Origin of the sequence: Paraburkholderia lebeckiae (genome assembly GCF_050436225.1) — a bacterium.
Classification (GTDB): domain Bacteria; phylum Pseudomonadota; class Gammaproteobacteria; order Burkholderiales; family Burkholderiaceae; genus Paraburkholderia; species Paraburkholderia tuberum.
In genome coordinates this window covers 3322203-3347124 of the sequence record NZ_JBNDLU010000002.1, presented here as the reverse complement: position 1 = coordinate 3347124, position 24922 = coordinate 3322203, and the positions used below count along the sequence as shown (strand labels likewise).

18 protein-coding genes are annotated in these 24922 nt (G+C 65.7%); 8 read left to right on the top strand and 10 right to left on the bottom strand.

The features are described from left to right. Nucleotides 1–37: 37 nt before the first annotated feature. Nucleotides 38–4288 (bottom strand): YhdP family protein, encoded by a 4251-nt coding sequence (locus OKW45_RS30000; RefSeq protein ID WP_429472730.1) that lies wholly within the window; start codon nucleotides 4286–4288, stop codon nucleotides 38–40. Between the two features lie 264 nt (nucleotides 4289–4552). Between OKW45_RS30000 and glnE the strand changes: the two genes are divergently transcribed. Continuing rightward, complete coding sequence (gene glnE / locus OKW45_RS29995; protein ID WP_503129162.1) at nucleotides 4553–7348, top strand: bifunctional [glutamate--ammonia ligase]-adenylyl-L-tyrosine phosphorylase/[glutamate--ammonia-ligase] adenylyltransferase; 2796 nt, start codon at nucleotides 4553–4555, stop codon at nucleotides 7346–7348. A gap of 105 nt (nucleotides 7349–7453) precedes the next feature. Here glnE and recN read toward each other — a convergent pair whose 3' ends face one another. Beyond that, nucleotides 7454–9121: a DNA repair protein RecN gene (gene recN, locus OKW45_RS29990; RefSeq protein ID WP_429472729.1), complete on the bottom strand. Its 1668-nt coding sequence runs from the start codon at nucleotides 9119–9121 to the stop codon at nucleotides 7454–7456. Between the two features lie 66 nt (nucleotides 9122–9187). After that, the gene (locus tag OKW45_RS29985) at nucleotides 9188–10090 is read right to left on the bottom strand and encodes an NAD kinase (protein WP_018419477.1); all 903 of its coding nucleotides are present in this window, start codon (nucleotides 10088–10090) and stop codon (nucleotides 9188–9190) included. Between the two features lie 210 nt (nucleotides 10091–10300). On the opposite strand from OKW45_RS29985, the gene hrcA reads away from it, so the two are divergent. The 3 genes from hrcA (at nucleotide 10301) to OKW45_RS29970 (ending at nucleotide 12985) form a co-directional block, all read left to right on the top strand. Then, nucleotides 10301–11320 carry a heat-inducible transcriptional repressor HrcA gene (gene hrcA, locus OKW45_RS29980; RefSeq protein WP_018419478.1) on the top strand — a complete coding sequence of 340 codons (1020 nt, stop codon included), beginning with the start codon at nucleotides 10301–10303 and terminating at the stop codon, nucleotides 11318–11320. Between the two features lie 178 nt (nucleotides 11321–11498). Next, nucleotides 11499–12569 carry a ferrochelatase gene (gene hemH, locus OKW45_RS29975; RefSeq protein WP_429472728.1) on the top strand — a complete coding sequence of 357 codons (1071 nt, stop codon included), beginning with the start codon at nucleotides 11499–11501 and terminating at the stop codon, nucleotides 12567–12569. A gap of 8 nt (nucleotides 12570–12577) precedes the next feature. Beyond that, a complete protein-coding gene (locus tag OKW45_RS29970; protein ID WP_429473388.1) occupies nucleotides 12578–12985 on the top strand; it encodes an RNA-binding S4 domain-containing protein in 408 nt (135 codons plus the stop codon). Here the strand turns inward: OKW45_RS29970 and OKW45_RS29965 are convergent. Further along, nucleotides 12957–13118, bottom strand: a complete 162-nt coding sequence (locus OKW45_RS29965; RefSeq protein WP_184002309.1) for a hypothetical protein — start codon at nucleotides 13116–13118, stop codon at nucleotides 12957–12959. The two genes, OKW45_RS29970 and OKW45_RS29965, sit on opposite strands and share 29 nt — an antisense overlap. Before the next feature lie 364 nt (nucleotides 13119–13482). Between OKW45_RS29965 and grpE the strand changes: the two genes are divergently transcribed. The 4 genes from grpE to pabB all read left to right on the top strand — a co-directional run bounded on the left by grpE (nucleotide 13483) and on the right by pabB (nucleotide 19665). Beyond that, entirely contained in the window at nucleotides 13483–14070 is a 588-nt protein-coding gene (gene grpE / locus OKW45_RS29960; protein ID WP_429472727.1) for a nucleotide exchange factor GrpE, read from the top strand. Nucleotides 14071–14401: 331 nt separating this feature from the next. Beyond that, the gene (gene dnaK / locus OKW45_RS29955) at nucleotides 14402–16351 is read left to right on the top strand and encodes a molecular chaperone DnaK (RefSeq protein ID WP_018419483.1); all 1950 of its coding nucleotides are present in this window, start codon (nucleotides 14402–14404) and stop codon (nucleotides 16349–16351) included. Between the two features lie 269 nt (nucleotides 16352–16620). Beyond that, nucleotides 16621–17760 carry a molecular chaperone DnaJ gene (gene dnaJ / locus OKW45_RS29950; RefSeq protein ID WP_018419484.1) on the top strand — a complete coding sequence of 380 codons (1140 nt, stop codon included), beginning with the start codon at nucleotides 16621–16623 and terminating at the stop codon, nucleotides 17758–17760. Between the two features lie 18 nt (nucleotides 17761–17778). Next, on the top strand, nucleotides 17779–19665 hold the full coding sequence (gene pabB, locus OKW45_RS29945; protein ID WP_429472726.1) for an aminodeoxychorismate synthase component I: 1887 nt from the start codon (nucleotides 17779–17781) through the stop codon (nucleotides 19663–19665). A gap of 48 nt (nucleotides 19666–19713) precedes the next feature. On the opposite strand, the gene panB is transcribed toward pabB, so the two are convergent. From panB to hda, 6 genes are read right to left on the bottom strand one after another with little or no spacing between them, the layout of a single operon-like run. Further along, the gene (panB, locus tag OKW45_RS29940) at nucleotides 19714–20529 is read right to left on the bottom strand and encodes a 3-methyl-2-oxobutanoate hydroxymethyltransferase (RefSeq protein WP_090803121.1); all 816 of its coding nucleotides are present in this window, start codon (nucleotides 20527–20529) and stop codon (nucleotides 19714–19716) included. A gap of 37 nt (nucleotides 20530–20566) precedes the next feature. After that, nucleotides 20567–21247, bottom strand: coding sequence for a deoxynucleoside kinase (locus OKW45_RS29935; protein WP_429472725.1), 681 nt, complete (start codon nucleotides 21245–21247; stop codon nucleotides 20567–20569). Continuing rightward, on the bottom strand, nucleotides 21244–21786 hold the full coding sequence (gene folK, locus OKW45_RS29930; RefSeq protein WP_429472724.1) for a 2-amino-4-hydroxy-6-hydroxymethyldihydropteridine diphosphokinase: 543 nt from the start codon (nucleotides 21784–21786) through the stop codon (nucleotides 21244–21246). Before folK ends, OKW45_RS29935 begins: the two co-directional genes overlap by 4 nt. Nucleotides 21787–21837: 51 nt before the next feature. Next, nucleotides 21838–23454: a polynucleotide adenylyltransferase PcnB gene (gene pcnB, locus OKW45_RS29925; RefSeq protein WP_429472723.1), complete on the bottom strand. Its 1617-nt coding sequence runs from the start codon at nucleotides 23452–23454 to the stop codon at nucleotides 21838–21840. Next, complete coding sequence (locus tag OKW45_RS29920; protein ID WP_018419490.1) at nucleotides 23451–24137, bottom strand: histidinol-phosphatase; 687 nt, start codon at nucleotides 24135–24137, stop codon at nucleotides 23451–23453. Before OKW45_RS29920 ends, pcnB begins: the two co-directional genes overlap by 4 nt. Continuing rightward, nucleotides 24130–24882: a DnaA regulatory inactivator Hda gene (gene hda, locus OKW45_RS29915; RefSeq protein ID WP_018419491.1), complete on the bottom strand. Its 753-nt coding sequence runs from the start codon at nucleotides 24880–24882 to the stop codon at nucleotides 24130–24132. The genes OKW45_RS29920 and hda overlap by 8 nt, the downstream gene beginning before the upstream one ends. Between the last annotated feature and the right edge of the window lie 40 nt (nucleotides 24883–24922).

Here is a 24922-nt window from a genome sequence, read left to right as displayed (position 1 = left end):
GCGTGGTTCGAGACGGCGGCGCCAGGGAAGCCGGAGCTCAGTGCGCTTCCACGGCCGAAGCCGGAGCGTCAATCTTACCCCGTTCGCCCGTCACCCGCTCGACGTGCGGTTTCGACCACGAGCCGGTGATCGCGTAGTCGCGCGCGAATACGTGCGACACCCCATGTGTGAACGCGATATCGGCGATCAGCGCGCCGAGGCCGATCAGCGGATTGATGACCGTCGCGGCGATCACCGCGGAGCCGGCGCTGACGGTCGGCACTACGTGCAGGTGCAGGTCCTGGCTCTTCTGCGCGATGTCGACCGAGCCCACCATCTCGGCGCGGGCCGGCGCGGTCACCATCCTGAAGTTGTCGGTGCGGGCGATGCCGTCATGAATATGCGCAGTACCCGTCACGCTCGAAAACGGCAGGCCCTCGCCGATCACATCGCGGAAATTGAGTGTGGCGATGCGCGCGAGGCTTTGCAGGCTCAGCACGCCGAGCAGCGTCGCGACGCCCGGATCGACCTTCAGGATCTGACCGTGGTGTAGATCCAGCGCGAGGTTGCCGTTCAGCGTCGAATAGTCGATCGTGGTCGGGCCGCCCTGCCACACGGCCTTGCCCTGAATCGAGCCGGTGCCGCCCCTGAGCGTCCTCGGCAGACCGAAGCGCTCGAGCATCGCGCCGGCATCCTTGATGTCGAGCTTGAAATCGAACACGGTGCGGCGCGGCATGGCTTCGTCGGCCGAGGTGGGCAGTTCGGTCGAGGTGCGCCAGTTCGCGGTCGCGGTCAGCGTCGCGGTGGGGTTCGTCACGTCGAGCTTGTCGAGCTGCCAGACCGGCACGCCGTTTTCTTCGAAGTTGTGCGCATCGACCTCGAGCCGGCCGACGTTGCGATCGTGCACGATCAGTTCGTTTACGACCAGATCGATCGACGGCATGTTCAGCGCGGGCGCCGACATCGCCGGACCAAGCAGGTCCTTGTCCGCGACCGACGGAATCACGACGCGCGCGAAGCGCGCCTGCAGTTCGCCCGGCGATTCGCGGGTCGCTCCCGGTAGCCACGACACGTGGCCCGACACCTGATTCGACGCGATGTTCGCCTGCCACGTGCGGTCCGCGTGCGACGCGCCGACGATCACGTTGTCCCAGTGACGCTTGAGCAGCGTAAGCATGTCGATGTGCAGCGCGAAGCGGTTCGGCAGGAACTGCGTGAGCATGGGATTCGGCGCGGCCGCGGGTGTGGCCGCGCTGCTGGCGGTATTACCGCCGTTCGCACTGCCGTTCACGCCATTCGCCCCGTCCGCGCTCGCGCCCGCGCGCAGCTGCGCGGCGAGCACGCGCCAGGCGTCGGCATTGAACTCCTTGATGTCCACCACGGCGACCACGCCCTCGGACGGCAGGTCGACCGGCCGGTTCACGCCGATCGCGCCGCGCACGACGGTCGGTGACGTACGCGGCTGCGCGTTGGGCCGATAGCGCAGCAGATACGCGGCGGCGACCGGCCCCAACGTCAGGTCGGCGCGTTCGAGGCCGGCTTCGCCCGGCACCGTCGACGGATTGACCGAGAAGTGCAGCGGCATCGGTGTGCCGGCAGTCTTTTTGAACGGCGCTGGAAAATCGAGCCCGAGGCCGCTCAGATCAGAGTTGGCGCTGACCTCGGGCAGGCGGCCCTTCGCGCCGGTGACGCGCAATGCATAAGGCGCGCTGCCGCTCATATGCGTGAGCACCTGTGCGGCCGGGCCATGCAGATGCAGTTCGCGCGCGGCATCGACGGCGATGTGGCCGTTGAGTGCGAGCGCGTACGTGCCGTCTTGCCGCAAGCCGCCGTTCGCATGCACGTCACCGCCGAGGAACTGGCCGGAGAGCCGCTCGACTTCGGCCGTGCGCTCGGTGAAGCGCACCCGGCCGTTCAGCTGCGACAGCGACGGCGCATTGCTCACGCTCAGGCGATTGTTCTGGAAGCCGAGCGCGCCTTCCACGCCGATATGCGGCTTCGGCGTACGCGGGATCGTCAGCTTCAGCGCGAGCGACGCGGGCCCTTCCGCGCGAATCTTTTCGGTCTGGTGCCGCGCCATGATGCCGAGCGAGCTGCCGTTCACGTAGTCGAGCATATCGGCGAGCGGGCCGCGGCCGTTGCCCTCTATGGTGAGGTTCGAGCCTTTGGTGCCGAGGTCGTCGATGCGGCCGTTCACGCCGGTCAGCGCGACGCGCTTGTAACGGCCGCGGTCGATGTCGAAGCGCAGCACGTTCTGCTTGAGTTCGAACACGCCGTCGATTCCGTCGAGCGGCGGCCAAACGTTTGGCGTGCCGTTGCGCATGTTGCGCGGCGGGAACGGCGTCGGATCGAACTTGCCGCCGGTGAACGGCGCGACGATGCGGAAGATGCCGGCGTCGGGGTCGCGCGCGTAGGGGAACTTGGTCAGGTCGCCGTGCACTTCGATCGTGCCGCCACGCGACACGCCAGCCTGCAAGCCGTGGCCGAGGTAAATGCGCAGCTTTTCGCTGACCGCGGTCGGCAGATAGCGGGCGATGTGCGTCACCTGCGCGCGCTGGAAGTCGGCTTTCAGGTCGAGCGAGCCGCGGCCGTGGCCGGGATTGCTGTAGCTCGCAGTCGCGCTCGCCTCGACGTCAGGGTTCGATACGCTGAAATCGTTGAGCTTGACCGCGAACGCGGGACGCGTGTCGCCCGGTGCCTTCGTGCCCATCGTCCAGTCGGCGCGGCCGTGCAGACGCGCAAGCGTGAGACGCGGATCGTCGAACACGCCCGGCAGCGTGATCGCCACGTTGGTCGTATCGAGGTTCGCGTGGCCGCCTTTTTCATCGGCGTCGACGTTGCCCCACAGGTTTTCGATGCCAGGAACGCCGGCGCGCGGGTGGCCGCGCGGCGTCAGGCCCGGCCCCGGCTCCTGGGCGGCAAAGCTGATGCCCTGCAAATCGCCCTTGAAGCGATAACGCTCGATCGGTTCAGCACCCGTGGGCCGACGGTCGCTGCCCACTTCTCCGGATTCCGGCTTGCCGCGCTCGAGCTCGATCACGTAGTTCGCGACGCGCCCGCGCGGATTGATGCGCACGAGTTCATTGAGAAAGTGCCGCGGCAGCGGCAGCGCGCGGCTGAATTCGGCGAGGATGCCGAGATCGACGCGATCGCCGCTGACGCTCAAAAGCTGCCCATGCTGCTGCGACGCCATCCGGTAGCGGCTGTCGAGGGTCCGGAAGCGCAGGATGCGCGTGAGCGGCGTGCCGTCTTCGAGCGGCGGCTGGCCGAGCTCGGCACGCAGGTCCGACAGCTGCAGCCGGTACTCGCCTTCGTTTGCCTCGACGCGCCACAGAAAGTGGGCGATCGGCACGAGCAGCCTTGGCTGGGTCGGGCGCACGCGCATCGCGACGTCGTTGCCGTTCAACTGGCCGGTCGCCTGGGTCATGCGGCCTTCGCTGAAGTCGATCCAGATTGCATTGTCGATGCGGCCGGCGAACGTCTCGATCGGGAACTGGATGTAGCGCGCGAGCGTCGGCAGATCGACCGGGCCCGTCGACATGTACACCTGCCCGCTCCAGTTGATCGGCTTGCCGATCGCGGAGAGCGGCGCGTGGCGGAAGTGCGTGCGGAAGTCGAGTGGGCCTTTCAGCACCTGGCCGTCGGGTGGCGCCTGCAGCGCCATGCGGTGGTCGCGGCCGTCATTGAGGATCGCGAGGCGGATGTCGCGCAGCGCCAGTTCGGATTCGTTGCGCGTCGCATCGCGCCAGCGCAGCACGCCGCCGCGCACGACGATCGCCTGCTGACGCAACAACCAGGTGGACAGCGCGTCGTTGCCGCTGTGGCGCGTCGGCACCGGCACGCCCGCGACCGACAGCACGCCGTCCTCGCTGCGCGACACCAGCACGTCCGGCTGATCGACGATCAGGCTCGACAGCGCCAGATGAAACTCCCACAACGAGCGCCAGGACACCGACGCGGTGGCGTGCGGAATCGTCAGCGCGGGTAGGCCGTCGTGATCGCGGATGACGAGATTCGTGACATCGAGCCCTGGCTGGAAGCCGCTCCAGTGCGGCGCGAGCCGGCCGATCGTGAATTGGGTGCGCAGCTTGTCGGAGACCGCGGCTTCGATGCGCGGCCGGAACGTGTCGACGCGCGGCAGCACCACGTAGCGCAAACCCAGAAACAGTCCGCCCGCGATGAAATAGAGGACGAGCGCGAGCGTGGCGAGCACGCGCAACGTCCGACGCAGCACGATGTGGTCGCTTCCGCTCACATGCCGGACCTGCGGGGGGGCTTGCGGGTCGGCGGATTCGTTTCGCTCGGACATGCTGCGGCGGCTGGGCGTATGGTAGTTTTGCGTGTTAACGACGAAATGTATCACACGGGAAAGCGTCGGCGGACCTCCTGCAAACCCTGTCCGACGGCCCGTGACGCGGATTGGCGAGGCCGTCCGGCATGCGGTTCGGCACGCTTGTCGCCGTGTGCCGATGGCACGACGGAACGTCACGACAACGACCCCGGAACGATACCCGGACACCGTCAGAATACCGCCGGACAAATTCGATCAAGCAACGAGCGAGCCAGATTTTTGATGACCGACGCCACCCTCCTGAGTTCCAGCTATTCGCACTATGCCGCGCGCGCCGCCGCGGCCCGCCCGCAACTGGTCGCGCATGTCGGCGCGCTGGCCGACGAACCGCTGACGCGCGAGCGCATCGACGCGCGTCTCGACGAACTGTGCGCCGAGGCGGCGGGCCCAGCCGGTGCGCCGGTCAACGAAGATGCGCTGAAGCGCGCGCTGCGCCAGCTGCGCACCGAAGTATTCTGTGCGGTGATGGAGCGCGACCTGGCCGGCGAGGCCGATATCGCCGAAGTCACCGGCGCGATGACCGATCTCGCGGAAACGACGATCCAGCGCGCGCTGACGGTGCTGAGCGCCGAGCTCGAAGCACTGTATGGCGAGCCGCGCGACCAGCAGGGCGAACGACTCACGCTCGGCGTGGTCGGTATGGGCAAGCTCGGCGGGCGCGAGCTGAACGTGTCGTCGGATATCGACCTGATCTTCGTCTATGAGGACGACGGCGAGACCGCCGGCGGCCAGCGCTCGCCGCTCGCGACCCAGGAGTTCTTCACGCGGCTCGGCAAGCGGCTGATCGGCGCGCTCGCCGAAGTCACCGCCGACGGCTACGTGTTTCGCGTCGATATGCGTCTGCGGCCGAACGGCGATTCGGGGCCGCTCGTATGCAGCCTCGGCATGCTCGAAGAGTATTTCTATGTGCAGGGCCGCGAGTGGGAGCGCTACGCGTGGATCAAGGGCCGGCTCGTGTCCGAGGGCGCGAGCGCCTCGGCGCAGCGGCTGCAGAAGCAGCTCGGGGCGATCGTCACGCCGTTCGTCTATCGACGCTATCTGGATTTCGGCGTGATCAGCGCGATTCGCGCGCTGCATCTGCAGATCCGCCAGGAGGCGCAGCGCCGCGCGTCGATGCGCCCCGACAAGGCCGACGACATCAAGCTCGGCCGTGGCGGCATCCGTGAAATCGAATTCAGCGCGCAGGTGTTCCAGCTGATCCGCGGCGGCCAGGACGCCGGCTTTCGCGTGCGGCCGACGCTCGCCGTGCTGCGCCACGCGGCCACGCATGGGTTGATGGACCCGTCGGTGTGCGTGAAGCTGTCGCAGGCGTATCGCTTTCTGCGGGAGCTCGAGCATCGTTTGCAATATCGCAACGACGCGCAGACCCACGCGATGCCCATCGATGCCGACGACCGCATGGCGCTCGCGCGCGCGATGGGCTGCGACGACTACCCGCAATTGATGACGAAGCTCGACGCGCACCGCGAGTTCGTCGAACAGCAGTTCGACCAGATTTTCGCCGACAAGGTGGGCGGCCGCGACGGTTGCGGCGCGCCCGAGGACGGCGCGGCCGCGTGGGTATGGAGCAGCGCGCTCGCCGACGATAGCGCCGACGACGCACTGCGCGCGCGCCTCGTCGAACTGGGGGTGGCCGAGCCCGGTGAGCTGCTCGCCCGGCTGCAGGCGGTGTGGCGTTCGTCGCGCTACGCGGGCCTGAACGAGCGCAGCCGGCAGCGTTTCGACATCGTCGCGCAGCGCGCGCTCGAAGCCGCGCGCACGCTGGAGCCGGCCGGGCGGCGCGGCGATACGGTCGCCCGCCTGTTCGATCTGCTCGAAGCGGTGAGCCGGCGCGGCGCGTATCTGGCGCTTCTGACCGAGTATCCGCAGGCGCTGCACCAGGTGCTGTCGGTGCTGGGCGGCTCGCGCTGGGCGGCCGGCTATCTGATCCGCCATCCGCAGCTGCTCGACGAGCTGCTCGACGTCGAGGCGATCAACAGTCCGTTCGACTGGGCTGAATTCAAGCGTACGCTGTGTTTGCGGCTCGCCGCCGCCGATGGCGTCGAGCAGCAGATGGATCTGCTGCGTCACGCGCATCAGGCCGAGGTGTTCCGCATTCTGCTGATCGATCTTGCCGGCAAGCTGTCCGTCGAGCACGTCAGCGACCGGCTGTCCGAGCTCGCCGACGCAGTGCTCGACGTGACGATCGAAGCCGTGTGGAAGCAGTTGGCCAAACGTCATCGCGACGTGCCGCGCTTCGCGGTGATCGCCTACGGCAAGCTCGGCGGCAAGGAGCTCGGCTACGCGTCGGACCTCGACCTGATCTTCCTGTACGACGATCCCGACGATGCCGCCGCCGACGTCTACGCAACCTACACACGGCGTCTGATCACATGGCTGACCACCGCGACCGGCGCCGGCACATTGTTCGACATCGACCTGCGGCTGCGGCCCAACGGCGAGTCGGGCCTGCTCGTCACCGACCTCGATGCGTTCCGCCGCTACCAGTTGCGCGAGGGCGACGCGGCGAATACCGCGTGGGTGTGGGAGCATCAGGCGCTGACGCGTGCGCGCTACTGCGCGGGCGATCCGGAGATCGGCGCGAAGTTCGAGGCGATCCGCGAACAGGTGCTGACGACGCCGCGCGAAGCGGCGCCGCTCGCGAAAGAGATCGTCGAGATGCGCGCGCGTGTCGAGGCGGGACACCCGAACCATACGCCGGCGCTGTTCGACCTGAAGCACGACCGCGGCGGCATGGTCGATATCGAGTTCACCGTGCAGTACTGGGTGCTGCTGCATGCGGCGCGCGATCCCGAGCTGATCCGCAATACCGGCAATATCGCGCTGCTGCGTGAGGTGTCGCGTTTCGGGCTGATGAGCGAAGCGGAAGCGGAGACGGTCGGCGCGGCCTATCGGCGCTATCGCAAGCTGCAGCACACGCTGCGGCTCGATGGGATGGAGAAGGCGCGGGTCGATCCGGCGCAGGTGGCGGCCGAGCGCGAGGCGGTGCTGGCGTTGTGGAAGAGGGTGTTTGGGTAATGGCGCTCACGCACTTCGCGTAGCGCATCATGCGCGGCCGGGATCGGTGTGACGTCCCGGCCAGGCCGACCCAGCCGTGTGCGGCCGCCTATGCGCGGCGCAATTTCAGGCGGCCAGCATTTCCTTCGCGTGCTTGCGCGTGGTCGCCGTGATTTCGAGGCCGCCGAGCATGCGCGCGACTTCCTCGATGCGGCTCGCCTTGTCGAGCGAGCTCACGCTGCTGAGCGTGCCGCCGGTGCCGTTGCTCGTCTTTGCGACCTGGAAATGATGATCGCCGCGCGCGGCGACCTGCGGCAGATGGGTCACGCACAGCACCTGGCGCGCCTCGCCGAGCTGATGCAATAGCCGTCCGACCACTTCGGCCACGCCGCCGCCGATGCCCGTATCCACTTCGTCGAAGATCAGCGTCGGTGTCGGGCTGGCCGCGCTCGCGATCACTGCGAGCGCGAGACTGATACGCGCGAGTTCGCCGCCTGACGCAACCTTCGCGAGCGGCCGCAGCGGCACGCCGGCATGACCGGCGACGCGAAACTCGATCTGCTCGAGCCCGTGCGCGCCGCCTTCGGGCAGCGGCACCAGCGCGACCTCGAAGCTGCCGCCTTTCATCGACAGTTCCTGCATGCCGGTCGTGACCGCCTCGCCGAGCGCCTTGCCTGCTTTCGCGCGTGCCTTCGACAGCTTTTTCGCCTCGGCGACGAACACTTCCTTCGCTTGCGCCTCGGCGGCGCGCAGGCCGTCGAGGTCGGCGGCGGCGTCGAGCGCGGCCAACTGCTTGCGCCGCTCTGCGTGTTCTTCCGGCAGCGTCTCAGGCCGCAGGCGAAACTTGCGCGCAGCCGAGTGCAGCGCGTCGAGGCGCTTTTCGACCTGCGCGAGCCGCTCCGGATCGAGCTCGAGCTTCTGCGCGTAGTGGCTCAGCGAATACGCGGCTTCCTGCAACTGGATTTCGGCCGGTTCGAGCGCGGCGAGCACGTCGTTCAGCGCGGGGTCGATCTCCGCGAGGTCGCGCACCTTCGACACGATCGAGCCGAGATGCGTGATCATCGCGTCGTCCGATTCGGACAGCGCGCCAAGCGCTCCCTGCACGCCGTCGATCAGATTCGCGGAATGCGACAGCCGCCGATGCTCGGTGTTGACTTCTTCCCATTCGCCCGGCTGTGGCGCGAGCTTGTCGAGTTCGGTGAGTTGCCACGCGAGTCGCTCGCGTTCGAGTTGCAGCTCGCGATCGCGCGTTTGCGCCTGCTCGACGGCCTGCGCCTTGTCGCGCCACGTGCGCCACGCGCGCGTGACGGCGGCGGCCAGGTCGGACAGGCCCGCGTGCGTGTCGAACAGCTCGCGCTGCGCGTCCGGGCGCATCAGCAACTGGTGCGCGTGCTGGCCGTGAATATCGACGAGCATCTCGCCGACCTCGCGCAGCTGCGCGAGCGTGGCCGCCGTACCGTTGATGAACGCGCGCGAGCGGCCGTTCGCGTCGACCACCCGCCGCAGCATCACGGTGCCGCCGTGCTGGCCGTCGTCGTCCGCGCCGAGCGCCTGCGTGTCGAGCCATTGATCGACCTGTGCGTGCGTCTCGAACTCCGCGGTGATGTCGGCGCGGCTCTCGCCGGTGCGCACGACGCTCGCCTCGGCGCGCGCGCCTAGTGCCAGCGCGAGCGCGTCGATCAGGATCGATTTGCCGGCGCCGGTTTCGCCCGAGAAAACGGTAAAGCCGCTGTCGAATTCGAGATCGAGCGCGGCGACGATGACGAAGTCGCGTATCGAGAGGTGGCGAAGCATGGAGGTCGTCGGGTGAGCTTGGGATTCGGGTGGCGGCCGCGGCGGCGTGCGAAATCAAAGTGCCGCTTACGGCCGCGGGTCTTCTTCGTGCGACGGGTACTCGTGCCAGTGCAGCTTCTTGCGTAGCGTCGCGTAGTAGCTGTAGCCGACCGGATGCAGCATCGGCACCGTGTGGCGCGAACGGCGCACCTCGATCGTGTCACCGAGCTCCAGCGACGTGAACGACTGCATGTCGAAATTGACGTTCACTTCGCGCCCGGAAACGATCTGGATGCCGACCTTCGATTCGTCGGGCAGCACGATCGGCCGGTTCGACAGCGCGTGCGGCGCGATCGGCACGAGCACGATGCCCTGTAGTTGCGGATGCAGGATCGGCCCCTGCGAGGACAGCGCGTACGCGGTCGAGCCGGTCGGCGTCGCGACGATCAGGCCGTCCGAGCGCTGGTTGTACATGAAGCGGCCGTCGACCGACACGCGCAGCTCCGCCATGCCCGAGAAGCCGCTGCGGTTGACCACCACGTCGTTGAACGCGAGCGCGTGGTAGATCGGCGTGCCGTCGCGCACGATGCGCGCTTCGAGCAGCACGCGCTCCTCGCGCTCGAAATTGCCGGACAGCATCTGCGGCACGATCTCGCGCATGTCGGAAATCGGGATGTCCGTGATGAAGCCGAGGCGCCCGTGGTTGATGCCGATCAAGGGCGTGCGATACGGCGCGAGCTGGCGGCCGATGCCGAGCATCGTGCCGTCGCCGCCGAGCACCACGGCGACGTCGGCGCGCGCGCCGATCTCGGCGAGACGCAGCGCCGGATAGTCGGTCACGCCGATTTCGGCGGCGGTGTCGGCTTCGAACACGACTTCGAGGCCGAGCTTCGCGATGCACGCGGCGAGCGCGGTCAGCGGCTCGCCGATGCCTGGCGTATTGCTGCGCCCGACGAGCGCGACGGTCTTGAACTGGCTGGTCACTTGCATGCCGGCATTACACCATAGGTAGGGCCTGAAAAGAACCGCTGACCAACCCGGTTGTGGGGCGGCGCACGCAGGGCGTCTGCGTATGTCGCGATTATCGTTAGAATGGTGAAGACCTGATGACGTGCGAGCCTGCTGACGGCGGCGCATTCGGCGGGAGCGGGCGCCGCGGGCGCTCGCGGCTGCGGTGCCATTGAGCTAAAATTTTTCGTCATGCTAGATCCTCGCGCACAAACCCTCCTCAAAACGCTGATTGAGCGCTACATCGCCGAAGGTCAGCCGGTCGGCTCGCGCACGCTGTCACGTTATTCGGGCCTCGAACTGAGTCCGGCCACGATCCGCAACGTGATGTCGGACCTCGAGGATCTGGGGCTCGTGATCAGTCCGCATACGTCGGCAGGGCGCATTCCGACGCCACGCGGCTACCGCCTGTTCGTCGACACGATGCTGACGGTCGAATCCGCCGCCGACGAGGAGGCGGTGACGCGCACCGTCAAGACCACGCTGCAGGTGGGCGAGCCGCAGAAGATCGTCGCCGCGGCGGCGAGCGTGCTGTCAAATCTGTCGCAGTTCGCCGGCGTCGTGCTCACGCCGCGTCGCAGCCACGTGTTCAAGCAGATCGAATTCATGCGCCTGTCCGATCAGCGCATTCTGCTGATCATCGTGACGCCCGAAGGCGACGTGCAAAACCGCATCCTCGCCACCCAGCGCGACTTTTCGCCTTCGCAGCTGGTGGAAGCCTCCAATTACATCAACGCGCACTTCGCGGGCCTCTCGTTCGACGAGGTGCGCCGCCGCCTGCGCGAGGAAATCGACGAGCTGCGTGGCGACATGACCTCGCTGATGCACGCGGCCGTCACCGCGAGCACCGACGAATCCGACACCGGCGAGACCGTGCTGATCTCGGGCGAGCGCAATCTGCTCGAAGTCGCCGATCTTTCGTCGGACATGGCGCGCCTGCGCAAGCTGTTCGATGTGTTCGACCAGAAGACCAGCCTCCTTCAGTTGCTAGACGTGTCGAGTCACGCGGCGGGCGTGCAAATATTCATTGGCGGCGAATCGAATCTGGTACCGATCGAGGAAATGAGCGTCGTCACCGCGCCGTACGAGGTGAACGGCAAGATCGTCGGCACGCTCGGTGTGATCGGACCGACCCGCATGGCCTACAACCGCGTGATTCCGATCGTGGACATAACCGCGCGGCTGTTGTCCATAACGCTCAGCCAGCAGTAGTTCTCGGGCTCCGCGGAACTGGCGTCATCGCAGTCCGTGGCGACCATGATGCGCGAACGCGCGGCGCCTGCCAATCGGCCGAATGGCCAGGGTCTGGCGGCGCCGGACAGAACCCGCGCCGCTATAATGAATCTCCATTGAATCGACTCGCCGCATGATGCGGTGATTTCTGCTACCTATGCGCTTCGACCTCGAGCGGCCTTCGCAGAACGCCACGTCGCATCGCGTCGCCGTGTTGCTGATCAATCTCGGCACGCCCGACGCGCCGACGCCGCGCGCGGTGCGCCGCTACCTCGCGCAGTTCCTGTCCGATCCTCGCGTGGTCGAAATTCCGGCGCTGCTGTGGCAGCTCATTCTGCGTCTGCTGATTCTGCCGTTTCGCGGCCGCAGCTCTGCGAAAAAGTACGCGGCGGTGTGGATGCCCGAGGGCTCACCGCTGCGCGTCCACACCGAAAAGCAGGTCGAAGGCCTGCGCCATCTGCTGCAACTGAACGACTACACGGTGCTGGTCGACTACGCGATGCGCTACGGCACGCCCGGCATTCCGGCGATGCTGAACCAGCTGAAGCTCGCGGGCGCCGAGCGCGTGTTGCTGATGCCGATGTATCCGCAATATTCGGCGTCGACCACTGCGACCGCGTTCGACGAAGCCTTTTCCGCGCTCAAACGCATGCGCAACCAGCCGGAAATCCGCACCGTGCGCCAGTACGCCGATCACCCGGCGTACATCGCGGCGCTCGCCGCACAGGTGCACCACTACTGGCATCTGCACGGCCGCCCCGATTTCGCGGCGGGCGACAAGCTCGTGCTCAGTTTCCACGGCGTGCCCAAGCGCACGCTCGACCTCGGCGACCCGTACCACGAGCAATGCCAGCAGACCGGCGCGCTGCTGATCCAGGCGCTCGATTTGACGCCGGTCGAATGCCGCATCACGTTCCAGTCGCGCTTCGGCAAGGCCGAATGGCTGCAGCCCTACACGGCGCCAACGTTGAAGGAGCTCGGCGCGGCAGGCGTGCGGCGTGCTGACGTGTTTTGCCCGGGTTTCACCGCCGACTGCCTCGAAACGATCGAGGAAATCGGCATGGAAGTGCGCGACGAATTTCTGCAGGCGGGTGGCAAGGAGTTTCACCGGATCGCCTGTCTGAACGCGTCGCACCCGTGGGTTGCCGCGCTTGGCGAAATCGTTGCGCAGCATCTGCAGGGCTGGCCCGTGCAGGCGGTGCCGGTGCCGCACACGACAGGAGCTTGAATACGCAGATGAACTACCGCATTTCAACCGAACCGGGCACGAAACTGCGCATCGACAAATGGCTGTGGGCCGCGCGCTTCTTCAAGACGCGTTCGCTGGCCGCGGAGGCGGTCGACAAGGGGCGGGTGCGTATCGGCGGCGTGGCCGTGAAGCCGGCGAAGGACGTGCGTGTCGGCGATCTGGTCGAAATCGAGATCGAGCGCTACGTGTGGCAGGTGGAAGTGCTGGGCGTATGCGACGTACGCGGTCCGGCGAGCGTCGCGCAGACGCTTTATGTGGAAACCGCGCAGAGCAAGGCGAAGCGGCAGGTCGAGCAGGAGCGGCGCAAGGTGTACCACGAGCCGGCCGCCGCGCTGCATGGCCGACCGACCAAACGCGACCGGCGCACTATCGACAGATTTTCAGGTGGGGATTGAAAAACTGCTCCACGGTGGCGTGTGCGCCGCCGTACTCGGTGGTGTGGTCGTTGACCGCACCGGACATGCAGATGGTCGTGGTGCCCGCGATCAGTACCAGTGCGACCACCCCGATTGCAAAGGTCAGCTTCACGGTACTCCCCTTGATGGGCTGAAACAGGCTTTCGGAACGACTGTCAGGTGTCGGTAAGCTTACGTCAGATTAGGGTTAACGTGGCGTTGCCGCTCCATGACTGGAGAATAGGTCAGTTGCGGGCCGCACTCAATCTCTATCTGATTGCGCCACGTTGAGGCTTGTTACGGCGCATTTCGCCCGCACGTCGGTGGTGCGAAAAAACCCTCGACCCGCTTGAAACGGCTTTTTCGGGCCCCATCTGGGGTCCGGTCTGGCGGATCGTCGCGAAGACGCGTGTCGCGATTTTGCAAAGCATGAATCGCAATGTGTCGGAACGGCTTGCACCGCCTTTGGCTTTTACTTTTTAACGACTTTCAGCGACATGGAAAACACGCAAGAGAACCCGACGAGCCAGAATCCCACGCCCGCCGACGAAGCCGCGCGCCAGGCCGCCGAGGCGGCCGAGGCCGCTGCTCAACAGCCGGACACCGGCGCCCCCGCGGAACCGGCCCAGGGTGCCGCCGAGCAGGCGCTGGCCGACGCTCAGGCGAAGATCGCCGAGTTGCAGGAAAGCTTCCTGCGCGCGAAGGCCGAAACCGAAAACGTGCGCCGTCGCGCTCAGGAAGACGTGGCCAAGGCGCACAAGTTTGCGATCGAGAGCTTCGCCGAGCATCTGCTGCCGGTGGTCGACAGTCTCGAGGCGGCCGTCGCCCATTCGTCCGACGACTTGCAGAAGGTCCGCGAAGGCGTCGAGCTCACGCTGCGGCAGTTGAGCGGCGCGCTCGAGAAGGGGCGCGTCATGGCGATCAATCCGGTCGGCGAAAAGTTCGATCCGCATCGCCATCAGGCCATTTCGATGGTGCCGGCCGACCAGGAGCCGAACACCGTCGTCGCGGTGCTGCAAAAGGGCTTTGTGATCGCGGATCGCGTACTGCGTCCCGCGCTCGTGACCGTCGCGGCGCCGAAGTAATCACGTCGACAATCGCTCCGGGCGTTTGCGCCGGTGGCGTCTGCTGCGTCGCTTCGCCTCGCTACGTGCCGCAAAGATCCCATCGATTCAGGCACTTCCGGCGAACCACGCCGGGAGCGCCGCGCAGACTGACGGAGCGGGCTCGCAGGAAGATTCAGGCGCCTCGCCCCGTGATTGAAAAAAATTAAAGACCGCATCGCAAAAGAGGTCTTGAAAACGATGTGGCCGCACTTATTTTGAGTGCAGGTATGAATTGAGAGCGGATCGTCCCGCCGCCAAATGGGTCAACCGGGCGCTTTCCGCAGCGATCAAAGTCAGGAGATTTGTAAAAATGGGCAAAATCATCGGTATCGACCTCGGCACGACCAACTCGTGCGTGGCGATCATGGAAGGCAACTCGGTCAAGGTCATCGAGAACTCGGAAGGCGCGCGCACCACGCCGTCGATCATCGCTTACATGGATGACAGCGAGATCCTGGTCGGCGCGCCGGCCAAGCGTCAGTCGGTCACGAACCCGAAGAACACGCTGTTCGCGGTCAAGCGCCTGATCGGCCGCCGCTTCGAAGAGAAGGAGGTGCAGAAGGACATCGGCCTGATGCCCTACAAGATCATCAAGGCCGACAACGGTGACGCGTGGGTCGAAGTGCGCGACCAGAAGCTCGCGCCGCCGCAAATCTCCGCCGAAGTCCTGCGCAAGATGAAGAAGACCGCTGAGGACTACCTTGGCGAGACCGTCACGGAAGCCGTGATCACGGTGCCGGCGTACTTCAACGACAGCCAGCGTCAGGCAACCAAGGACGCCGGCCGCATCGCCGGTCTGGAAGTCAAGCGGATCATCAACGAACCGACCGCCGCGGCTCTCGCGTTCGGTCTGGACAAAGCTGAAAAGGGCGATCGCAAGATCGCGGTGTACGACCTGGGCGGCGGTACGTTCGACGTGTCGATCATCGAAATCGCGGACGTCGACGGTGAAATGCAGTTCGAAGTGCTATCCACGAACGGCGATACGTTCCTCGGCGGAGAAGACTTCGACCAGCGCATCATCGACTACATCATCGGCGAGTTCAAGAAGGAGCAGGGCGTCGATTTGTCGAAAGACGTGCTCGCGCTGCAGCGCCTGAAGGAATCGGCTGAAAAGGCCAAGATCGAGCTGTCGTCGAGCCAGCAGACCGAAATCAACCTGCCGTACATCACGGCGGACGCATCGGGTCCGAAGCACCTGAACCTGAAGATCACGCGCGCCAAGCTGGAAGCGCTGGTCGAAGACCTGATCGAACGCACCATCGAGCCGTGCCGCGTCGCGATCAAGGACGCGGGCGTGAAGGTCGGTGAAGTCGACGACGTGATCCTGGTCGGCGGTATGACCCGTATGCCGAAGGTGCAGGAAAAGGTGAAGGAGTTCTTCGGCAAGGACCCGCGCCGTGACGTGAACCCGGACGAAGCCGTGGCCGTTGGTGCCGCGATCCAGGGCCAGGTTCTGTCGGGCGACCGCAAGGACGTGCTGCTGCTCGACGTGACCCCGTTGTCGCTCGGCATCGAAACGCTCGGCGGCGTGATGACGAAGATGATCAACAAGAACACGACGATCCCGACCAAGCACGCGCAGGTCTACTCGACGGCTGATGATAATCAAGGCGCCGTGACGATCAAGGTGTTCCAGGGCGAACGCGAAATGGCAGCGGGCAACAAGCTGCTCGGCGAGTTCAACCTCGAAGGCATTCCGCCGGCACCGCGCGGCGTGCCGCAGATCGAAGTGAGCTTCGACATCGACGCGAACGGCATTCTGCACGTCGGCGCGAAGGACAAGGCGACCGGCAAGGAGAACCGCATCACGATCAAGGCGAACTCGGGTCTGTCCGAAGCCGAAATCGAGAAGATGGTGAAGGACGCCGAAGCGAACGCGGAAGAAGATCACAAGCTGCGTGAGCTGGCCGACGCCCGCAACCAGGGTGATGCGCTCGTCCACAGCACGAAGAAGGCGCTGACCGAGTACGGCGACAAGCTCGAAGCTGGCGAGAAGGACAAGATCGAAGCTGCGTTGAAGGACCTCGAAGACACGCTGAAGAGCAACTCGAGCGACAAAGCCGCGATCGAAGCGAAGATCGAAGCGGTGGCCACGGCCTCGCAGAAGATGGGCGAGAAGATGTACGCCGACATGCAGGCTGCGCAAGGTGCCGAAGCGGCGGCGGGCGCGGCGGGCGGTGCCGGTGCATCGGCGGGTGCGAGCCAGCAGGCCGACGATGTGGTCGACGCTGACTTCAAGGAAGTGAAGAAAGACTAAAGCCAGGTCGGCATCCGACCGTAAAGCCGTGCACAGCGATGTGCACGGCCCGGCTGCACGAGATCGGCGCCCATGGGGCGCCTCGAGTGCAAGAGCGGTTTTCGCGCCTGGCGAGCCTTTTTGGGGCTCTCCGGGCACGTTTGTTTTATGGAGGGCGTTGTTTTGAACCGTGCCCTGGCGCGGCGCAGACAGCGGCCGGACGAGTCGTGAGACTCCACAGCATTCACAAGGAGCTACCGCGTCGCTTTGCGCGGTGGCGTTGAACCGATATGGCGAAACGGGATTACTACGAGGTTCTGGGCGTCGCAAAGAACGCGAGCGACGACGAAATCAAGAAGGCTTATCGCAAGCTCGCGATGAAGCACCACCCCGACCGCAATCCGGGCCACAAGGATGCGGAAGAGCATTTCAAGGAGGTGAAGGAAGCCTATGAAATGCTGTCGGATTCGCAAAAGCGCGCCGCGTACGATCAGTACGGTCACGCGGGCGTCGATCCGAACATGGGTGGGGCCGGCGCGCAAGGTTTCGGCGGCTTTGCCGATGCATTCGGCGACATCTTCGGCGACATCTTCGGCCAGGCGGCCGGCGGCGGCGCACGCGGAGGCGGCCGCGCGGGCCCGCAGGTGTATCGCGGCGCCGATCTGCGCTACAGCATGGAAATCACGCTCGAGCAGGCCGCGCACGGCTACGACACGCAGATTCGCGTGCCGAGCTGGGTTTCGTGCGAAGTCTGCCATGGCTCGGGCGCGAAGCCGGGCACCAAGCCGGAAACCTGCCCGACCTGTAGCGGCTCGGGTTCGGTGCGCATGTCGCAGGGCTTCTTCAGCATCCAGCAGACTTGCCCGAAGTGCCACGGCACCGGTACCTACATCCCCGAGCCGTGCAATCACTGCCACGGCGCGGGTAAGGTGAAGGAAACCAAGACGCTCGAAGTGAAGATCCCGGCCGGTATCGACGACGGCATGCGCATCCGCTCGGCCGGCAATGGCGAGCCGGGCATCAACGGCGGTCCGTCGGGCGATCTGTACGTCGAGATTCATATCAAGCAGCACTCGGTGTTCGAGCGTGACGGCGACGATCTGCATTGCCAGATGCCGATCCCGTTCACTACCGCGGCGCTCGGCGGCGATATAGAAGTGCCGACGCTCGCCGGTCGCGCCAGCTTCACGGTGCCGGAGGGCACGCAGTCCGGCAAGACGTTCCGTTTGCGCGGCAAGGGCATCAAGGGGTTGCGTTCGAGCATCGCCGGCGATCTGTACGTACACGTGCAGGTCGAAACGCCGGTCAAGCTCACCGAAGCGCAGCGCGATCTGCTCAAGCAGTTCGAAAAGGCGCTCGTGGAAGGCGGTTCGCGGCATAGTCCGCAAAGCAAGAGCTGGTTCGATCGCGTAAAGAGCTTTTTCGATTGATTTGATTCGGCGGTCAGTATGACGGTGGACAGTCGCGGCGCGGTGTTCGCGTTGCTCGACGATTGCGGTGCAACGGCGGCGCTTCCGTCCAGCCGCTTGTACACGGGTTTCGTGCGCGAGCGGGTCTGCACGGACGCGGCGCAGCTCGAAGGCGTGTGCGAAAGCGTCGCGGCGGATACCCGGAGCGGTTTGCACGCTGTCGTGCTCGCCGATTATGAATTTGGCCGCGCGCTGATGGGTTTCGATGCGCGCCGGTCTTCTGAAACGCAGCGTGGCAATGCCTCGCTGCGTTTTTTATTGTTCGAACGCTGTGCGAAGCTTTCGCGCGACGAGGTCGACGCGTGGCTGATGACGCGCGACAACGGCGCTCTGGAGCCGTCGGTCGCGGGCACGGCGAACGTGCGCGAGAGCGTCGATTGCGCCGAGTTCGACGCGGCGATCGACGCGATTCACGCCGCCCTCCGCGCGGGCGATTCCTATCAGGTCAACTACACGTACCGCCTCGGCTTCGACGTGTTCGGCTCGCCGCTCGCGTTCTATCGGCGGTTGCGCGCGCGCCAGCCCGTGTCGTTCGGCGCGCTGATCGCGTTGCCGGACGATGCGTGGGTGCTGTCGTGTTCGCCCGAACTGTTCGTCGAAAAGCACGGCCCGACGTTGCGCGCGCGGCCGATGAAGGGCACGGCGCCGCGCTCACAAGATCCTGCCGTCGACCGGGGTAACGCCGAGTTCCTGGCCACGGATCCGAAGAACCGCGCCGAGAACGTCATGATCGTCGATCTGTTGCGCAACGATCTGTCGCGAGTCGCGCGGATCGGCTCGGTCAGCGTGCCGGCGTTGTTTTCGGTCGAGCCGTATGCGTCGGTGTGGCAGATGACGTCGACGGTCGAGGCGATGTTGCTCGACGGCACCTCGTTCGCGACGATCCTGCGCGCGCTGTTCCCGTGCGGCTCGATTACCGGTGCGCCGAAGCATCGCACGATGCAGTTGATCGACGAACTGGAAAGCACGCCGCGCGGGCTCTATACCGGCGCGATCGGCTGGCTCGATGCGCCGGGCGATGATCACGATTGCGGCGACTTCTGCATGTCGGTCGCGATTCGCACGTTGACATTGACCGTGTCATCGGCGTCAGACGGTGGCACGAACGGTCTGCGCGGCAGCCTGGGCATCGGCGCGGGCATCGTGCTCGACAGCGTGGCCGCCGACGAGCACGAGGAGTGTCGATTGAAAGCACGTTTTCTGACGGGCGCCGAGCCGGGTTTCGAACTGTTCGAAACGATGTACGCCACGCGGGAAGATGGCGTGCGGCACGTAGAACGACATCTGCGGCGCTTGTCGTCGAGCGCCGCGACGCTTGGCTTCGGGTTCGACGAAGCGCGCATTCGTGAGGAGATTTCAGCGCAGTGCGCCACGCTCCCGGCGCAGATGCCGCATCGTATGCGGCTTGCTTTGAGCAAGAGCGGGGTGACCCAGATCTCGGCCGCGATACTTGCGCCGTTGGCGGATGCGATCGTTGGTGTTCTGCTCGGTCCCGAAGCGCAGTTCGCGCCGACCCACGCCGCCGATCCGCTGCTGCGCCACAAGACCACGCGCCGAGCAGACTACGACCGCGGCTGGCGGGAAGCCGAGGCGAAGGGCGGCTTCGATACGCTGTTTTTCAACGAACGGGGCGAACTGACCGAAGGCGGCAGGTCGAACGTGTTCGTGAAGCTCGCGGGACAATGGTGGACGCCGCCGCTCGCGTCAGGCGTGCTGCCAGGTGTAATGCGAAGCGTGTTGCTCGACGACGCGTCGGGCTTGCGGGCAGGTGAAAAAGTGCTGACGCGGGCGGATGTGCTGAACGCCGAAGCGCTGCTCGTGTGCAACGCGTTGCGCGGCGCGGTGCCGGCACGGCTAGTTGGTTAGAGCACTGAAAAATACGGGAATGCCGCGCGCTCGCGCGGCAACGAAGCATCAGAACGTGTGCTCGGCGCCGGGAAACGTGCCGTCCTTTACCGCCCGCACATACGCCTCGACGGCCGCCTGAATATTCGGCTGCCCCTGCATGAAATCCTTCACGAAGCGCGGTCGCTTGCCAGGAAAAATCCCGAGCATGTCGTGCAGCACCAGCACCTGACCCGAGCAGCCGAGGCCCGCGCCGATACCAATCGTCGGAATGCGCAGCTGCTGCGTGACCTCGCCCGCGAGTTGCGACGGGATCGCTTCCATCACGATCAATTGCGCGCCGGCTTCCTGCACGGCGAGCGAATCGCGCAGCAACTGGCTCGCGCCCGCTTCGGTCCTGGCCTGCACCTTGAAGCCGCCGAACGCATGCACCGACTGCGGCGTGAGACCCACATGCGCGCACACCGGAATCGAGCGCTCGACCAGAAACCGCACCGTGTCGGCGAGCCATTCGCCGCCTTCGAGCTTGACCATCTGCGCGCCCGCGCGCATCAGTTCGACCGAGCTCCTGAATGCGTCTTCGCGCGTGCCGTAGGTGCCGAACGGCAGGTCCGCGACGATCAGCGCCGACGGCCGCGCGCGCGCGACGCTCGCCGTGTGATACGCGATGTCGGCAAGCGACACCGGCAGCGTGGTCGCCTGGCCTTGCAGCACGTTGCCGAGGGAGTCGCCGATCAGCAGCACGTCGACGCCCGCGCGATCGAGCAGCGCGGCGAAGCTCGCGTCGTAACAGGTGAGCATGGCGATCTTTTCGCCAGCGTCGCGCATTGCCTGCAGTTTCGGCACGGTGATCGCGCTCCGGCTCGCTTCCTGCAAATAAGTCATGGTCAATCCAGTGAAAAAAATGAACTAGCCGCGCCGCTTACAGCGACGTGGCTTTAACAAAGAATTCCTTGCGGCCGCGCATCGTCTCGATGCGTTCGGCGAGCAGCGCAAGGTCCGCGTCGGAGTCGAGCGGATTCAGGTGTTCGGCGTTGACCGTCAGCACGGGCGTGCGGTCGTAGTGGTAGAAGAACTCGTTGTACGCGTCGCACAGAGCGCGCAGATAGGCATCGGAAATCTGCAGCTCCATCGGCACCGCGCGCTTCTGGATGCGCGCGAACAGCACCTCTGGGCTCGCCTGCAGATAGACGACGAAGTCCGGCTCCGGCGCGCTGACCTCGAGCCGCATGGCAAGCGCGCGGTACAACTGCCACTCGTCTTCCTGCAAGGTCAGACGCGCGAAGATGTCGTTCCGCTGCGTGATGAAGTCGGCGATCAGCGGCGTGCCGCTCGCCTGCGCGGCGCTGACTTCCTGCGCCTGCTGCGCGCGTTGCAGCGCGAAGTGCAACTGCACCGGTAGCGCATACCGCGTGGTGTCGCGATAGAAGCGTTCAAGAAACGGATTGTCTTGCGAGCGTTCGAACAGTTCATGCATCGACCAGCGTTGCGCGAGGCGCCGCGCAAGTGAGGTTTTGCCGACGCCGATCGGCCCCTCGATCGCGATATAGCCGAACGGCGGGCGCAGCTGCGGCGCGGTGACCGTGAGCGGCGGCGAACTCATTCGCAACGGCCTTTCTCGGCGGAATTGCCGGTCAGCGCATTGAGCATCGGGCACAGGCAGGGCGACTTCACCTTCTCGATGCGCTGATCGCTGACGCTGTCGAGCAGCGCGGCGGCCCGGCCATGCAGCGGAATGACGATCGCCGCGTCGATCTCGACGAGCGGCACCAGCGCAAACGCGCGCTCGACGAGGCGTGGGTGCGGCACGATCAGATCGGCTTCGTCGATCGATTGATCGCCATACAGCAGGATGTCGAGATCGAGCGTGCGCGGCGCATTGCGGAACGGCCGCTCACGGCCGAACTGATGCTCGATCTTGTGGCACAGCGCGAGCAGATGCCGCACGGGGAGCGTCGTTTCCAGCTTCACGACGCAGTTGAAAAAGTCGTCGCCGCCCGCGTCGATCGGGGCAGTGCGATACAGGCTCGATTTGGCGAGCACGGTGATGGCGTGCTGTTGTGCGAGGCACACCACCGCGTCTTTCAGGGTCTGGCGCGCGTCCCCGAGATTCGCGCCGAGGCCAAGATAAGCAACCGTCATGGCATATCTTCCTGCAACTATCGTTTTGACGGCTTTTCCGCGAACGCCGCGTCAGTCTTCGTGCGAGCCTTCGCGGCCCGCGTCGTTGTCCGTGCGTTCGGCGGACGAGCCGCCCTCCACCCCGTCACCTGATTTGCGGCTTCCGGCGCCACCGCGCCGCCGTCGTTTTCTGGGGCTCCGGTCCTTCCCGCCTTGCGTGAGCAATGTCTCGCGCGCGGCGGCGTCTCCTTCGATGAACTCCGTCCACCACGCACCGACCGACTCGTCGAGTTCGCCCGATGCGCAGCGCAACAGGAGGAAATCATACCCCGCTCTAAATCTTTGGTGTTCCAGCAGCTTCAGCGCGCTGCGGCCCGAGCGTTTTTCGAGGCGCAGCTGCAGGCCCCAGATCTCGCGCATGTCGGCCGAGAAGCGCTTGTGGATCGCGAGCTTTTCGGTCTGCATGTCGAGCACTTCGTCCATCGAGCGATGCAGCGCGGGCACCGGATACTCGCCTTCGGCCTCGAACTTCTGCCAGCGCTGCTGCACGTCGTGCCACAACAGCGTCGCGAACAGGAAGCCCGGCGACACCGGCTTGCCGGCGAGCACGCGTGCATCTGTGTTAGAGAGTGCCAGAGAAATGAATTTTTCGCCGGTCGGCTGCTCGAGCACGACGTCGATCAGCGGCAACAGCCCGTGATGCAGGCCTTCCTGGCGCAATCGCTTCAGGCACGCGAGCGCGTGACCCGACAGCATCAGCTTCAGCATTTCGTCGAACAGACGCGCGGCGGGCACGTTGTTGATCAGATCGGCCATCTTCTCGATCGGCGCGCGCGTGGCGTCGTCGATGTCGAAGTCGAGCTTGGCGGCGAAGCGCACGACGCGCAGCATGCGCACTGGATCCTCGCGATAGCGCGTGGCCGGGTCGCCGATCATGCGCAACAGGCGCGCGCGCATGTCGGCCATGCCGTTGTGGTAGTCCAGCACGGTTTGCGTGGCCGGATCGTAGTACATCGCGTTGATCGTGAAGTCGCGGCGCGTGGCGTCCTCGTGCTGCTCGCCCCACACGTTGTCGCGCAGCACGCGGCCGCTCGCATCGACCGCGTGGGTGCGGCGGTCGAGCTCGTCGCGCTTCAGACGCTTCGGCGGCGGCGCGTCGGCCGCGGGCGAATCGACCAGCGCGCGGAACGTCGAGGTCTCGATGATTTCCTGGCCGAACTGCACGTGCACGATCTGGAAGCGCCTGCCAATAATGCGCGCGCGGCGGAACAGCTTCTGCACCTGTTCGGGGGTCGCGTCGGTCGCGACGTCGAAGTCTTTTGGCTTGACGCCGAGCAGCAGATCGCGCACCGCGCCGCCGACGATGAACGCACGGAAGCCCCCCTGTTGCAGGCCCTCGGTCACGCGGATCGCATTGCGCGAGATCAGCGTGGGGTCGATGCCGTGCACGTCGTGCGGAATGATGACGGGTACGTCCGGCTCGCGCGGCGCTTTCGCGGCAGCAGCGGCTCCTGCGGACTTGCGGCGCGGCCGCGCGGCCGTGCCGGAAGCGGTCGTGCCGGATACGGACTTGCCGCGCGCCGGCGGCTTGCCATTGGCATTGCCGTCGACGCTGGCGGCGGGGGAGAGCGTGTCGTCAGCGGTCGCCGTGTCCTGGCCGAATAGCTTGCGGATGAGTTTCTTGATCACGAGGGTTGGAAGAGTTCGAGGATGCGCCAGCCTTTGGCCTGCGCATGGGCGCGCAACGTGTCGTCCGGATTGGTCGCGATGGGATCGGTGACTTTTTCGAGCAGCGGGATGTCGTTGTGCGAATCGCTATAGAAATAGCTGTGCTCGAAGTCGCTCCAGCTCTTGCCGAGCGATGCGAGCCACATTTCGGTGCGCACGATCTTGCCTTCCTTGTAGCTCGGCGTGCCGGTCGGGCGACCGGTGTAGGCGCCGTGCGGCTCGCCGCCGACGGTCTCCGCCTCGCACGCGATCAGCGTGTCGACGCCGAACGCCTGCGCGATCGGCCGCGTGATGAACTCGTTGGTCGCGGTGACGACGCAGCACAGGTCGCCCGCTTCACGATGCTGTTTCACGAGTTCGAGCGCCACCGGCTGGATGGCCGGCGTGATGACCTCGTGCATGTACTGCGCGTGAAAGTCGGCGAGCTGTGCGCGTGTGTACTTCGCGAGCGGCGTCAGCATGGCGATGAGATAAGCGTGAATGTCGAGCTTGCCGGCCTTGTAGTCGGCGTAAAAGCGATCGTTCTCACGGGCGAAATTTTCGGCGTCGACCATGCCTTTTTTCACCATGAAGCGGCCCCATTCGTGGTCGCTGTCGGTGGGAATGAGCGTGTGGTCGAGATCGAAGAGTGCAAGGTTAGCCATGGGGGCCTATTTTACTTGAAGCGGGAAGAGCGGCGTGTGAACCCGGCGCGGCGGCGGGGTCGGGCGACGCGAGCATCGTGCGCAACAGCGGCAGCGTGACCGCGCGTTTCTGTTCGAGCGAGAAGCGGTCGAGCGCGTCGAGCAGCGCCATCAGGCTTGGCATGTCGCGGCGAAAGTGCGTGAGCAGGTAGGCCGGCACGTCGTCGGCGAGCATGATGCCGCGCTCGCGCGCCGCGCGTTTCAATACCGCGGCCTTCGCGTCGTCGGGCAACGGCGCAAGATGAAACACCAGTCCCCAGCCGAGGCGCGTGCGCAAATCTTCGCGCACCGTCATGCCGATCGGCGCCGCGTTGCCCGCAGCGACAAGCGCGCTGGTCGGATGCGCGCGCACTTCGTTGAACAGGTTGAACACGGCGATCTGCTGCGCGGCCGACAGCGCATCGCAGTCGTCGATCGCATAGAGCGCGACGCGCGGATCGAAGCCGAAGGCGGCGAGGCTGCTTTGCGGGCCGGCGAAGCGCGCATGCCCCGGCGGCGCTTCGTGCACGAGCGCCTGCAGCAGGTGCGTGCGGCCGCTGCCGGCTTCGCCCCAGATGTAGAAGGTGCGATCGGCGACCGGTCCGGAGGCGAGCGCATCGTCGAGCTCACGCAGGCGCGTGACCAGCTCGGCGTTCGCGCCGGCGAAGAAATTGTCGAATGTCGATGGCGGCGGGGTGCCGAGATCGAGCGTCAGTTGACGAAGCACAGTAGGTTAATGCCGAAAATGAGGCTCAGGCCGCGAGTGG

Coding starts and splice junctions, on each gene's coding strand:
- OKW45_RS29970 (WP_429473388.1), top strand. CDS start 12,578: ATGAACTACCGCATTTCAACCGAACCGGGCACGAAACTGCGCATCGAC.
- folK (WP_429472724.1), bottom strand. CDS start 21,786: ATGACGGTTGCTTATCTTGGCCTCGGCGCGAATCTCGGGGACGCGCGC.
- panB (WP_090803121.1), bottom strand. CDS start 20,529: ATGACTTATTTGCAGGAAGCGAGCCGGAGCGCGATCACCGTGCCGAAA.
- OKW45_RS29920 (WP_018419490.1), bottom strand. CDS start 24,137: ATGGCTAACCTTGCACTCTTCGATCTCGACCACACGCTCATTCCCACC.
- grpE (WP_429472727.1), top strand. CDS start 13,483: ATGGAAAACACGCAAGAGAACCCGACGAGCCAGAATCCCACGCCCGCC.
- OKW45_RS29935 (WP_429472725.1), bottom strand. CDS start 21,247: ATGAGTTCGCCGCCGCTCACGGTCACCGCGCCGCAGCTGCGCCCGCCG.
- dnaK (WP_018419483.1), top strand. CDS start 14,402: ATGGGCAAAATCATCGGTATCGACCTCGGCACGACCAACTCGTGCGTG.
- dnaJ (WP_018419484.1), top strand. CDS start 16,621: ATGGCGAAACGGGATTACTACGAGGTTCTGGGCGTCGCAAAGAACGCG.
- OKW45_RS29985 (WP_018419477.1), bottom strand. CDS start 10,090: ATGCAAGTGACCAGCCAGTTCAAGACCGTCGCGCTCGTCGGGCGCAGC.
- glnE (WP_503129162.1), top strand. CDS start 4,553: ATGACCGACGCCACCCTCCTGAGTTCCAGCTATTCGCACTATGCCGCG.
- recN (WP_429472729.1), bottom strand. CDS start 9,121: ATGCTTCGCCACCTCTCGATACGCGACTTCGTCATCGTCGCCGCGCTC.
- hemH (WP_429472728.1), top strand. CDS start 11,499: ATGCGCTTCGACCTCGAGCGGCCTTCGCAGAACGCCACGTCGCATCGC.
- hrcA (WP_018419478.1), top strand. CDS start 10,301: ATGCTAGATCCTCGCGCACAAACCCTCCTCAAAACGCTGATTGAGCGC.
- pabB (WP_429472726.1), top strand. CDS start 17,779: ATGACGGTGGACAGTCGCGGCGCGGTGTTCGCGTTGCTCGACGATTGC.
- OKW45_RS30000 (WP_429472730.1), bottom strand. CDS start 4,288: ATGTCCGAGCGAAACGAATCCGCCGACCCGCAAGCCCCCCCGCAGGTC.